The 13549-nt window shown below is 41.2% G+C and carries 10 protein-coding genes; 3 read left to right on the forward strand and 7 right to left on the reverse strand.

The genetic code is table 11. From position 1 onward, the window contains the following. Positions 1–321 precede the first annotated feature (321 nt). Positions 322–768, forward strand: coding sequence for a GNAT family N-acetyltransferase (locus tag FVA69_RS05695; protein ID WP_004913470.1), 447 nt, complete (start codon positions 322–324; stop codon positions 766–768). Between the two features lie 77 nt (positions 769–845). Here FVA69_RS05695 and FVA69_RS05700 read toward each other — a convergent pair whose 3' ends face one another. From FVA69_RS05700 to FVA69_RS05710, 3 genes are all read right to left on the reverse strand, one after another. Beyond that, the gene (locus FVA69_RS05700) at positions 846–3809 is read right to left on the reverse strand and encodes a TonB-dependent receptor plug domain-containing protein (protein ID WP_164528519.1); all 2964 of its coding nucleotides are present in this window, start codon (positions 3807–3809) and stop codon (positions 846–848) included. Positions 3810–3834: 25 nt separating this feature from the next. Next, positions 3835–5289, reverse strand: a complete 1455-nt coding sequence (locus FVA69_RS05705) for a porin family protein (RefSeq protein WP_164528520.1) — start codon at positions 5287–5289, stop codon at positions 3835–3837. A gap of 79 nt (positions 5290–5368) precedes the next feature. After that, positions 5369–6115 carry a Slam-dependent surface lipoprotein gene (locus FVA69_RS05710; RefSeq protein ID WP_164528521.1) on the reverse strand — a complete coding sequence of 249 codons (747 nt, stop codon included), beginning with the start codon at positions 6113–6115 and terminating at the stop codon, positions 5369–5371. Positions 6116–6599: 484 nt separating this feature from the next. Here FVA69_RS05710 and FVA69_RS05715 point away from each other — a divergent pair, with 484 nt between their 5' ends. After that, positions 6600–7223, forward strand: a complete 624-nt coding sequence (locus tag FVA69_RS05715) for an SDR family oxidoreductase (protein ID WP_164528522.1) — start codon at positions 6600–6602, stop codon at positions 7221–7223. Positions 7224–7273: 50 nt separating this feature from the next. On the opposite strand, the gene FVA69_RS05720 is transcribed toward FVA69_RS05715, so the two are convergent. Then, positions 7274–7810: a GNAT family N-acetyltransferase gene (locus FVA69_RS05720; protein ID WP_123382347.1), complete on the reverse strand. Its 537-nt coding sequence runs from the start codon at positions 7808–7810 to the stop codon at positions 7274–7276. A 317-nt stretch (positions 7811–8127) separates the two neighbouring features. Between FVA69_RS05720 and FVA69_RS05725 the strand changes: the two genes are divergently transcribed. Continuing rightward, complete coding sequence (locus FVA69_RS05725) at positions 8128–9042, forward strand: Rpn family recombination-promoting nuclease/putative transposase (RefSeq protein ID WP_164528523.1); 915 nt, start codon at positions 8128–8130, stop codon at positions 9040–9042. A 99-nt stretch (positions 9043–9141) separates the two neighbouring features. Here FVA69_RS05725 and torD read toward each other — a convergent pair whose 3' ends face one another. From torD to torC, 3 genes are read right to left on the reverse strand one after another with little or no spacing between them, the layout of a single operon-like run. Continuing rightward, positions 9142–9756: a molecular chaperone TorD gene (gene torD / locus FVA69_RS05730; RefSeq protein ID WP_109912736.1), complete on the reverse strand. Its 615-nt coding sequence runs from the start codon at positions 9754–9756 to the stop codon at positions 9142–9144. Then, on the reverse strand, positions 9753–12299 hold the full coding sequence (torA, locus tag FVA69_RS05735; RefSeq protein WP_109912735.1) for a trimethylamine-N-oxide reductase TorA: 2547 nt from the start codon (positions 12297–12299) through the stop codon (positions 9753–9755). Before torA ends, torD begins: the two co-directional genes overlap by 4 nt. Further along, positions 12289–13467, reverse strand: coding sequence for a pentaheme c-type cytochrome TorC (gene torC / locus FVA69_RS05740; RefSeq protein ID WP_036958495.1), 1179 nt, complete (start codon positions 13465–13467; stop codon positions 12289–12291). The genes torA and torC overlap by 11 nt, the downstream gene beginning before the upstream one ends. Between the last annotated feature and the right edge of the window lie 82 nt (positions 13468–13549).

Below are 13549 nucleotides of genomic sequence, written 5' to 3' on the forward strand. Positions count from 1 at the left end.
TGTACCGATGTGTTTTTGCGAATTTTCTTCAAAAAAATTTGATATTTTACAATAATATTGTATTCGGCAGTGATATTTGACATGGATCTCAATTCTGAATATTTCTTAATTTGAAAGCAATAAATGAGTCGAAATTTTATTTTAGTCTATTTGCTGAAATTCATGTTATCCGTAACATGTTTACCTGTTATTTGTTTATTGAATATCGAAAAATATAAAGGCACGAATTGCGCGAACAAAAAAGTGTTTGTTGTTAATTTACACTAAGTCGTCTTTTTATCGCAGCGGCATTGTGAACGGCAAACCAAAAGAAAGGTGTTTATGACTATTACGTTAAAAGATATCACCAAAGATAATTGGGTGGATATCATCTGTCTTGAAATAACTAAAGAACAGGAAGACTTTGTGGCTCTTAACTCAGAGTCAATCGCAGCCTCAAAATTTTTTGATTACTATATTAATCGTGGTATCTATGTTGATAATGAGCCCGTTGGCTTTGTTCAATATTATTCAAACCATGAAAATGGTCGGCCCGAAGAGGTTTTTATTGGCCAATTGATGATTGATATTAAACACCAAAGAAAAGGCTTTGGTTCTCTGGCTATTCCACTTGTTCTCGATGAAATAAAAAGCTTAGGTAAATATCAATCAGTATCAATTTGTTATATCGAAGGCAATGACATGATGAAACCATTTTTTGAACAGTTTGGTTTTTCCGTTGTTGACCAAGATGAATTTGATGAAACCATTATGCGGCTAGTTTTTTAGTGCTGAAATGACGAATATCCGCTCCAACTTATAGTTAGCAGCGGATATTTGTAGAGCGATAAACCTACAATATTTATCTAAAATTGCGCATTTAATCCTAAGCGTAGTGTGCGCCCGGGGGCTGGCATCATACTGCGCGTCAGTGGGTCGATATAATAACGGTCAGTTAAGTTGGTCACTAAGAATTCGACATTAATATTTTTGTCAATTTGGTAACTTGCGTAGGCATCTGCAGTAAAGGTAGGCGTCCAGTGCATTGGGCTATTATTCGCCATCGAATAACTCCCCGGGAACTGCTGCATCAGTTTGCGTTCATCTTTATTTTGTACGCTACTGGTATAACGTAAGCGTGTTCCCACTTCGAGGGCCTCATCCATAAAGCGCATGCCTAGGTTGGAATTTATGGCATATTTAGGCTGTAATTGTGTACGTAAAAAACCGCCAGGGAAACCTGCAGTTGTACATTGGGAGATATTATAGCGATTAGCCGGGTCAAGATTGGCTGGAGCCGAATCATCACAGACTTCATTTTTGAGGCGGTAATCGACACCAATATCCATAAATACACCACCATTATCATAGCGTGCCAAAGCTTCAATTCCTGCTGTTTTATGTTCTTTTACTTGAACAAAATTAAGACGTCCATCACGGTCAAAAGCATTTTCAATGACAGTATGGTAATAGCCTATTTTCACGTCAGCGTGGCGTTCAGCGCCGAGTAAACCTTGTAAATTACGTGAATAACCAAATTCAAAGGTTTTTGCACGTTCGGGTTTAAATAACATTTTCTCTTTACGGGCTTCACTTTCCCCTGCAAACCCAATGCTGTTTTCAAAAATACTCGGTAAGCGAACCGTCTCTATATAGCGTGCATAAACCCGGTCGTTATTAGATAACCAAATATTGGCACCAAAAGCGGGAGCCCAGCCATGGCTTTTTTGTTTGCCTGAGAATTTCCATTTTTCTTCTTCAGTGAGTTCGCGCTTGATGTCATCGGCTGGGTGTGAATAACTTGAACCATAGACATAAACTTCCTTGCCAGTAACAGGGTCAACAGCACGAGCTTGAGAGTCAAAAGTACCGTTATGGAAAGGGTTTGTTTTGGTGGTATAGCGTCCATCGCTATCTGATTTCCATTCGGCGCGGAAATTAACGTCTAAAACACCATTTTCTTCTGGGCGCTGAGCGTTGTTTCTTTTAGTAATAAAAACGGTATAGTCGGTATCTTCCAATCCTAATGTTTTAAGTAATATTTGGCTGTTTTTATAACCACCATTAAACGCTTGGTAGCCATTGGCAACAGCCTCGTTATACTCTTCTTTGGTTAAAATTCGGTTGTAATTTATTTGTTTAGCAAGGCGCTCGTCAGGGTTTTGGAAGCCCTTGGTGCGATTGCGCATTTGTTCTTTTAAATAATCATCTTCTGTCCAGCCATCAATATATTTTGCTCCCGCATCCAGTTCTAACCAGCTCGTTGGGCGATAGTTAAAGTTAAAGGCAATACTGGTTTCTTGGCGATGACCTTTACGAGGAAGGGCAATAAAAGGGCTGGCGGTTTGAGATGGCGGTACGTCGTTAGAGTCCAATTTTTCTTTGAGCATTGAACCGCGGATCGTTAAATCAAGATCGGGCGTGAGTGCCATGGTATTGCGCAAATTAAAGCCAATACGGTCATTCTCAGAGTTAGTTGCTGCGGTATTAATTAATGAACCATCAATGTTAGGGTCTTTTCCACCACCATAACCATACTCGAAGCCCCAATCGCGTTCTTTGGGTTCTCGTGGGTAGCCACCTGAGGTATTGGTATCCCCTACGGAATGGGTCATCCACACATTTGCGTTTAGGTCAATCCATTGATTATCTTCAGGTTTCCATTTATATTCGGCATTATAAGCATTGACCGTAAAGTGAGCTAATGGCCATTGGGGTAATACTTGTTTTCCTTCAAGCTCAGCAAATCCTAAACGTGATGGCATGATTTCACCATAGGTGCTTTCACTTCGGCGAAAACCAAGATGTAATGTTTGGTTTTCAGTGAGATATAAATTAGTTTTAACTAAATAGGATTCCAACTCATTGGAGGTATTCGTAACTTCTTTTCCGGGGCGAAATACATTGGCAGCAAAAGGTAAGTAAGGGTCTGGACCAAGCTGTTGCTGTACTGTTTGTTGTTCATTTAATTGAACCGATTCTTTATAACGGTGAGCGCCATTTTTCCCCGCAAAATAATTACCTTGCCGGCGATAAGCATAGGCGGCCATTAAATCAAACTTTTCCTGTCGAGTCCCAACCGCTATTCTTCCGCCATTATCTTTAAAATTAAAGAATTGAGCGCTTCCTCGGGATTTCGGTGTGATGTTGACGACTGGATCAGAGAAAACATAGTTATTATTTTTATAAATCTCAGGGTGATCTCGGTAATCTTCGCCATAGCCAAAGTGGGGAACACGCTCACGAGTAGAATTGCTGCTGGTTTCTAGTTTTAAGCTGACACCAAATTTTTCACCCGGTGCAACAACGTCATCTATTCCTATGGTTCTGATGGCTATCCCACCACCTACAGAGGTTTTTATATCACCAGCAAGAGAACCACTTTTTTCAATCTCAATGCTACTAATGAGGTTTGGGTCCACATAGTTACGGTTGTTTGCCCCATTGTAACCCCGATAAACGGTTAACGACTGTTCTGTGCCGTCAACCGTGACAGGAACACGTTCTTGCCCTTGAATGCCTCGAATATTCGGGTCTAACGCGCCACTGTTTCTTGCATCACCACTATAGACACCAACTGCACTATTAAGCACATCCGCGGTACTGGTACCTTTATAGCGCTCAACAAGGTCTTTTCCTAAATAAATTTTAGAACCTTTAGCATCATATTGATCATCGTAACCTTGTTGATCCCGTTCTTTGATAGTTTTTGCTGAATCTTGAACAGTAATGGTGCCGATGTGTTCTTCTTTTTCCCCTAAAGCGGTTGTTGGAATAAAAAGAGCAGTAATAATTGCAGTAGTAATAGGTGTTAATTTGTATTTATACATTGTGTTTTTCTCTATGCCATAACGCTTAAAAACGGGTTTCTAACCCAATAGAAATTTCGTGCTGGTAGTAGGAGTAAATTCCATCTGCAGAACTGCGGTTATCACGAAAGCGGTAACTGGTATAAGGCGTAAATGTGAGCAATGAATAATTTGGAAAACTAAGACGCGCAAAATACATCGCTTCTCTATCATGGCGTTTAACATTCAACATTTGGTTGAAGGCCTTGAATTGGCTTTCTCGGTAAGTTGCAAGTGCCAGTAAATGAATATCGGGTGTTAGCACGTGATAAAAGCCGCCTCGGATACCCAATTGGTCATAATCATCGCTACGAACTTCTGTGGTGAGACGAGTCGCATCAGCCCCCAAAAAGAGGGAGGTATCTGGGGTAATACCATAGACACCGGTTAGATGTAGGCTACTTCGATTACCATTGGCACTGTCATACGGTTTTTGATAATGAAGTTGTTGGTAGTCAGCGGAGGTACTTAGGAGCACACGAGGTGAAAATTGGTAGTCAGCTTCAATTTTTCCCCCTATGCCTAAATAACGGCGCTTTTCATTGACCGTTTTTAACTCAACTAATGGGCCGAATGCGATAGTGGTGTTCGCATCATTAAAACGATATAAAGTTGCTAAAGAAGACGTGTTTTCACTGAATTCAGCATAGTGCGGATAGCGGTCACCATAAGATGTCCCCTTGATTTGCAGGGAATGATTGCCCGAGATAGGAATAATTTTACTCAGACTTGCATCATAGGTGAGTCCCGGTGATGATTTGGGGTTAGCCATTTTCCAGGTTCCCCCTGGCGTTTCCCAAACTTTATTTTTATCTGGAACTTGGTTGATATTACTGTTGTATTTATAGCCAAAGGAGAGACTGCCAGTCCAAGCGGTGCGGTTTTCGATAGCACTAATAAATTGCTGGATGGTTTGCTTCACATTCGTAGGTAATGCGAGTGTTTTATCGTTGATTAAATTTTGGAATAAAGCCAAAGACTCTTTATTTTGGTTATCTTCAAAATAAGCCCGGGCCAGTTCTAATTTTATGCGAAGAAACTTTGGCGACCGTGCCAATATTTGTTGGTAGTGGGCAATCGCTTCAGGGTAATGATTTTGCGATTTAGCAATTTCTGCTTTTGCAAATAAAATGAGTAGTGGATCCGCATCAGCGAGTTGTTGGTAGCGGGGTAATAAGCGCTGTACGTCTTCAAATTGCCTGTGGTTAATTGCCAGATAAATGGCTTGCCCGAGGTCTTGGGCATTATTCTCAAGGGCATAATTTTCCCCATTTAAGTTAATTGATAGGTCATCTGGGAGAAGCAATTGGTCTTTATTGGGGACTACTGCACTTTTATCACGATAGTTTTGTTTGTCTTTTTGCCATAACAATTGTTCTCGGTCAGTGTCCAAGCTGGCTGGAAATGCAGAGAATGCGGCTATAAGCATCATTATAGCAGGAGTTAATAACAGATATCGCATAGGATTAGCTTCGGTAATAAAAGGCAGTGGCCAACTGCCTGTCACGCTTTATGGTTGGCCACCAAGGTTGATTTACGGGTTACTGGGAAATATTCCCACGGCTTCCACCAAAGGCCATATCTTTGCTGTGATCTTCAAATTGAGTGACACCAGCAATATGCTTAGCTTGATCGCCAAAGAAGTGTCCATTTGTTGAGCCTGATTCACCATTAAGAGTGGCCGCCCCGGCGAAAGTGGCATTGTTTTTAATGGTGGCATCAATATTGGTTGCACCAATATTCCCTGCTAAGGATTTAGTACCAAAGTTGGCTGTCAGAGTCCCTGCGGTTAGTGCGCCTCCATTGTATTGGCTTATTCCTTTAACGGAGTATTCCGCTGTGCCAGTTGTAGGCATATTGGTGGTGACATCTTTGCCAGAATAGTAAGCGGTATGTGTGGTGTCACTAACTTGTCCTGTCGATGACCATTCACCAAAATAGACTTCTGCATCTGCAATTTTGGCAAAGTTAAAAACGCCCATTTTGTCATGCGAACCAGGTCCATTAGGCATGGAAATAACATGTGCTTCATTTCCTGCCTGTATTGGTGCCATTCGAGTTAAGCCTGAGAAAGAAATGGTTTTTCCACCATAAACAGATTGCACACCAATACCTGGGTCACCCGCAGCACCGCCATGACCACCACCGGTTCCTTCTGTTGCACCAACACGGACGGAAGGCTGATTAGCATCGAAAGGTTGGCTTTGGCCAGAACCGATTGCTGCAGAAGCACCAAAAGTTACTGTGCAGGTTGCGAGTGCTAGAGCGATAATATTTAACTTTTTCATCGAAATACTCCATTTTTATTAAAGATATTAACGATACTATTGATTAAGAAATTATTATTTCGCATATATATGACGAGTTGTATTAAATCAAATAATAATATAAATGCAAATGATAATTCTTCGCATTAACATTAAAATAATTATGGGTATCAATGAGATAGTGATATTGATCTTGCTGTTAGTGGTTGATATTACGATTTATTTTTGTAGTTAATTTGTTGGATTATCAATTTTAATGGTAATTATTTTTTGATAAAAAAGTTAAATTAGTCACATTTTAATGCGTTTGATTGAATGGATTACATTAAAAACATTAAAGTTGATGTTGTTTATTATTTCATCATCGTTCGTAGACAATGGTGGGGTAAATAAATCAAAAAAAAACAAATGCAAACAATGCGCATTATCATTACTGTTGTGGTAATTTTGTCTTTACGGTACACAGCTAGGTTTATAATCACTCAAAATATAAAGGAATAAAGATATGGCTCCATGTTTAATTTTTGGCGCGGGTGGAAAAGGTGTTGGTCGTCAAATTGCTCAGTTGGCAATTGCAAAGAAACGCCCTGTCATCGTTGTTGTGCGTAATAAGCAGTCTGCAGAGGCATTGGAGGCGGTAGGTGCGCAAGTCTTCATTGGTGATGCTTGTGATAGTGAAGTGGTTAAGGCTGCTTGTCATGCAGCAGGAACAACTGCCACGGTTATTTCAACCATGGGAGGGAGTCAAGATTATTTAGCTCACCGTACGGTGATTGATTGTGCAGAACAAGCTGGGATATCTCGTATGGTGTTAGTCACATCATTAGGTTGTGGGGATTCATGGCCTTATTTGTCTGCCCGGTCACGCGCTGCATTTGGTCAGGCTGTGAGAGAAAAATCCCTTGCGGAGTCATGGTTACAAACTAGCTCATTAGATTATGTGATTGTTCGCCCTGGTGGGTTATTACATGGTGAGCCAACGGGAAAAGCAGTTCTTCAACAAGAGGTTGAAGTTCATGGCTTAGTGATGCGTGCGGATGTTGCTGCGCATGTTTATCAGTTGGCTAAGCAAGGTGAATTGAAAAAACAAATTTATAGCGTAGTACAGCCGGGGTTGGTACCCGCTTAATAAAAACGAGGTTATTTGTGTAGCTTATCTGTTTTTTATTACAAATAGGGCTACCATTGGTCTCCACTGCGAAAGTCACAATATAGGGGTTGTGAAAAATCAATTAAATTGTTTTTTGACCACCCCATGACGCCACCTTCTTCATCGACAGAGTGGATATAATGGCTTTGATTGAGCTCATATAATGGCCCGTTCCATACCTGCCAGCCGACAGATTGATATACAGGGAAGCCCTGATCTGATGCAGAAAGCAGACCCAGTTGATAACAATCGGCAATAATTTGGTTGGTAGCCAGCATAAGCTGTTTGCCGATCCCTTGGCGACGGTAGTTTTCCCGTACCGCCATCGCTTCAACATAGCCAACCGTTATTGGAGTATTACCGATTGCCATATGACGTTGAATAATAGCAACGTGGCCAATAATTTGTTGTTGGTCATAAGCCAAGACGTGCATTCCCCCCAAAGCATGTTCAAAATCATCATGGGTAAAATCTTGCCCAAAGCTTTGAAATAGCATGAAATATAATGCCTCTCTATTCTCTGCTGAAAGTTGAGAGGTGTGTTTGTTTTTATATTCTATTGTCATTTAGCACCATGGAATAATTGTAAAGAGGGCTGAAATAAAAAATCGTTAAGCTTGTAGGAGCAAAGCATATAGCATATCAAAATTGACTATGATGGTTTGAATGCGTTAGTGCTAAAAGCTATTTTGGTGTTTTTTAATAAAGCCATCGATATATTTTATGGTATTACTCAAACGTTATTTTCATTAATGTAATATTAAGGTTATGAATATCGATTCTTTCAAAAATTTCGATTTTTATCACATGGTTATACTGAACAGACAAACTGAATTTTTTGCTTTATTGTGTGGTCGTTGCTCTTTTCAATAAGGATTGTTGAATGAAGAAAAAAACGACATCAACGATACATGATGCGGCTTTTAAAGGATTTATGACAAACATTGCAAATGCGCGAGACTTCTTTGAAATTCATTTACCGGAACATATAAAATCATTATGTGATTTCAATACGTTATCGCTGACAAATTCCTCGTTTATTGATAAACAACTTCGCTCACGGTTATCGGATGTATTGTATTCAGTACGAACCTCTCAAGGGGAAGGTTATATTTATCTTTTAGTTGAACACCAATCAACCCCCGATAAACTTATGGCGTGGCGTTTAATGCATTATGCGTTTTTAGCGATGAATCAGCATATGCAGCAAGGAAATACAACATTACCCATTGTTGTGCCTATATTATTTTACCATGGGGGGCGTTCGCCTTATCCATATACACAACTTTGGACGGAGTGTTTTCCATTACCAGAGATTGCACATGAGTTATACACACAACCGTTTCCACTCGTAGATATTACCGTTATTGATGATAATGAACTCGTTAACCATCGAAAAATAGCAGTAATGGAATTAGCGATGAAACATAAATATCTTCGGGATGAATTCCAACAAGTACTCCCTCTCTTGGCGAAGGCACTCAATAAACATTATAATAGTGATAACGACATCATAACTATCCTAAATTATTTGTTTATTGCCTTGGACTCCCATAATTTTGAACAAGTTATTCAAGTTTTAGGTGAACAAACAGAAAAGCATAAGGAGACAATCATGAATATTGCGCAACGATTGCAAGATAAAGGACGGCAAGAAGGGTTGCAAGAGGGATTTAAAAAAGGCAAAGAAGAGGCAAATATAGCAACTGCACGGAATCTTTTGGAGCAAGGAGTTAGTATCGAGATAATAATGAAAAGCACTGGGCTGAGCCGTGAAAAACTTATTTCTTTACAGTAACTCAGGTGTTATGACTCAGATTTAAAAGGGATATTATTTATCAATATCCCTTTATTTAATAATAGTTGAATAATATATAAATTATTTAAATGGCATCTACTAGGTTTGCTTATCCCATTGAACTAGTGCTAACGACAGTTGACTCAAAGCGGCATAAAAACCAAACTCATCATACCGTTGGCAATTTTGGCTAAATATTGGTAGCCATTGCAGTAAAAGTGACAAGGTTTTTAGGCGCAATTGCCTTACTTTTTCTTGGTCCAAATGGGCTTCATTTAATGAAAAATGTAAGTGACTTAATAGCTCTAAAAAAATTGAAATATGATCAGAAGGCTCTCTAAATGCCTCATTAGTTTCCATTCCAGCCTCGGCTAATAAGTACTTAATTTGTTCATTACCTTGCTCACAGTTTGGATAAACTGAGGCGTAAGGTAAAGCTGATTGCTTATCAGACATTAAAAATAAGCTACAGAAGTCGGCGGCTAATTCGAGTTGTGCATCATTTCGCATTATTAGCGCTTGGACTTTTGTTTTAACTGCTTGAATTGGCAAAGTTAGAACGGGTTCCTGCTCGACAGTCGTAAACCAATCCATCATCTCGCTAGATTGAAGTTGCACTAATGTTGCACTATCTAGTTCACGTGAGAACAATTGTGCTAGCCATGCATAAATACACGCTATTTGTTCTGGTGCAAAAGTGCTTTGTTTTGTCATTTATTCACCTGTGATGCAGGAACATATTCACACTGAGCAACCATTTCAATTGGCCCATCGAATGCATTCACGTTATCCACTTGTCCTGTATATTTTTCTATCTCTACTAAGGTTGTATGTGCACTGGTGGCTTGCGCTAATTGAGAGGTTCCAATATCAAGCGTCAATACGTTTGGGTTTCCGTATTTGCACAGCGCATTGATTTCTCCGCCCTTAGTCGGGTCATACCAAGCTCCCTCATGGATACGGGCAACGCCTTTTGTGTATAGGTCTGAAACCACGGCTCCCGCTAACACTTGCCCTCGGTCGTTGAAAACGCGAACGATATCACCATTTTGTATACCCCTAGCTTTCGCATCTTGAGGACTAATAAAGACCGGTTCTTTGCCACTAACGGAATAATATTGACGTAATACAGGGGACTCGCACAGTTGTGAGTGTAAGCGAAAATCGGGATGTGCAGATTGCAAATGTAATGGCCATTTTTTTGAACCTGGACCACCATGAGAGCGTTCTGCTTTTTCGAACCACATTGGGTGGCCTTGGCAATCATCATATTGCATGTCGGCAATAGTTTTTGAGTAAATTTCAATTAAACCACTCGGTGTTCCTAATGGTTCTAAGTCGGGATCTTCTCTAAATGCTTGATGACGAACAAACATTTGTGGATGCTCAAATTCTACATAACCGTCTTTTTCCCAGAAGACATCGAAGGAGGGTAGATGAATACCACGGCCTTTCCCCTGCTGGCTGCCTTCTTGCCAAATACGTTTTAGCCAGCCCATTTCGTCCAAACCTTCAGTAAAGGCTTCTTCACGACCAAAACGGCGGCATAGGTCGCGTAAAATATCGAAGTCATTGCGTGACTCAAATTGCGGTTCAACGAGTTGTTTCATTGCAATAATGCCACGATTTGAATGGTTACCGTATTGGTCAAGGTCATTACGTTCAAATTGCGTGGTTGCCGGTAATACGATATCGGCAAAGCGGCAAGTGGATGTCCATTGATTATCGATAGAAACAACCGTTTCAAGCTTGCGCCAACCTTCAATAATACGGTTAATTTGTTGGTGGCGGTGGAATGGATTGGTTCCGGCAAATACGCACATTTTTAGTGGCGGTAATTTAACCGCTTTACCGTTCCAGTTGATTGTTTTTCCGGGCTCTAAAATCGCATCAATAAAACGAGCAATAGGAATGGTGCTGCTGTAGCCTTTGTAGTCATTGTTATCATGAATGGGGGGCACTTTAGTTGAGCCAGAAAAACCACTTAAAATAATTCCCTGACGGCTAGGGGTTCCTGCTCCATTGTAGTGCCAACCGAAGCCAAATCCTCCACCCGGTAAGCCAATTTGACCTAACATCGCAGCTAAAACAACAATCATCCATGACCATTGTTCACCATGTTGCATGCGTTGAACGCACCAACCTGCAATGATTTGGGTGCGATCTGCTGCCATTTGGCGAGCTAAAGCTTGGATTGTATCGGCATCAATACCACAAATTTCAGCTGCCCATTGTGCATCTTTGGGTTGCCCATCCGTTTTTCCCATTAAGTAGGGAACAAATTGCTCGAAACCGACACAATATTCTTTTAAGAAGGTTTTATCATGTAAGTCTTCAATGTAAAGCGTGTGGGCGATGGCTAATTGTAGTGGTACATCCGCTTGCGGGTTAATCGCAATATGTTGAACATTGGCACGCCCAAGGTAATCATGCGTTGAGGTGATTATAGGGTCAATACTGATGACTTTTATCTCACCGTTAGCGGCTTTTTCTTTCAATTGTTCATAATATTCATAAACGTCATGATCAGGGCACCACCAGTTAGCTTGTTGATTTTTAATCAGGTCAGAGCCCCACAACACAATGGTTTTACTATTTTTGAGGACTAACGGCCAAGAGGTTTGTTGTTCATAAACCTCCATCGACCCAACAACTCGAGGTAAAATTACTTGTGCAGCCCCTGTTGAGTAATCTCCGCCAGTACTGACACTATTGCCATGCAGCGCAATGGCGCGAGCTAACATACCTGAAGCGTTGTGAAGCATCCCTGTCGATTGCCAACCATTTGCAGTGAGTAATCCACTTGGTCCATAGGTTGTTTGAACACGTTCTAATTCTTGATAGAACAAATCAAGGGCTTCATCCCAAGAAACACGTACGAAGCGGTTATCACCTCGTTGTGAGGTATCACTTAAATGGCGTTTACGTAGCCAATCAACACGTACCATTGGATAACGAATACGGGCAGTACCATGAACATGGTCAGGTAACCCTGCAATCATTTTGGATGGAAATTTATCGTGTTCAAAGGGCTTGGCTTCGATAAAGCGACCATCAACCACAGTAGCGCGGATTGCACCCCAGTGCGACCCTGTCAGAATGCCTTCTTGTACCACCGCAGTTTGTTCACCAGCCGTTGCAGCGCTAGCCTTACGTGGTGTTAAGAGGGAAGGGCCTAACATACCCGCAACAGTGAGCCCGCCAAGCTGGAACAAAAAGCGTCGACGAGAAGCTTGAAAAGTTGGATTATTTTTCATTCTGTACTCCGTTATCACCGTGTGAAGATCCTGCGGTATCAGATGCATTCATTTGTAAGTATTTCAGTAAGGTGCGCTCTTCTCGCTTATCTAAACTGGTAAAGCCAATCATACCGTTTAATGTGCCTATCCAACCGTTAGCATCAAAGTGAGCAATATCTGGCGCGCCATGGCATTGATTACAGGAGCCGTTATATAAAGAGTCTGCATAAGCCCATATCGGTTTGATATCATTGACCATATCGCCTTGCTGCATCCAGGCGGTCGCTTGCAATTTGCTCCATGAGGTATCTGTTGCAGCGACGACGGTACTCTCTAAATTTTTCACATTTTCTTGAACATCACCGCGTATAGAAGCAACGAAAATTCGTTTACCAGGGAATTCGGATAGGACTCGTTGGCGGCCATCAGTTTCTGTCCACCCAGTGATTTCAACTTGTAGCCAATCGCCATCACGTTTTAGGACTTTCACCTCTGAGGCAGGAAGTAACGAACCAGCAGGGTCTTTATCCCCTTTATTTGCATAAATAGGTTTAATATCAAGTGAATACAGAATATCTGAATCACTATTTGCTTTCGCGCGCAGCTCATCGAATTGTTTACGAAAACCGCTGCTCATATCAGGTAATTGGTGGGCAATTCCTTTGTGGCAGTCAATGCAGGATTGATTCTCTTTCGCAGCGATTTGCATCTGGCGAGCCGCTTCTGGATTTTGCTTGGCGTGATCCATCGAGTCGTAATCATGACAAGAGCGGCAAGTGGCCGAATTGTTCTCTTTCATGCGAGCCCATTCACGTTCTGCAAGTTCGGCGCGTTTGGCTTCAAATTTTTCAGGGGTATCTATCGAATGAGCAATAAATGTTTGATAAATATCATTGCTTGCTTCGAGTTTCCGTTTAATCATGCCTGGAAGGTCGGAGGGAATATGGCAGTCATGGCATTCTGCACGTACCCCAGAGGCATTTTGGAAATGCACGGATTGCTTATATTCTTCGTAAACGGGTTCCATGCTATGGCAACTGACACAAAACTCGGTGGTGCTAGTCACTTTCATCCCAACATGGGGTACAACGATTAACGCAACACCCACTGCAATCCCGACAACGATTAACGTAAGCATTGACCAACGAGCACTTGGTTTTCGCAACGCTCTCCAGAGTTTCCGCATAATAGCCCCTGTAATTATATGGTTTAATACAGGCGATCTTATTGAGTTAATATGAATAGCGGTACTAGTCAGGATGAACAGC

The sequence above is a fragment of the Providencia sp. PROV004 genome (assembly GCF_011045615.1).
GTDB classification, from domain to species: domain Bacteria; phylum Pseudomonadota; class Gammaproteobacteria; order Enterobacterales; family Enterobacteriaceae; genus Providencia; species Providencia rettgeri.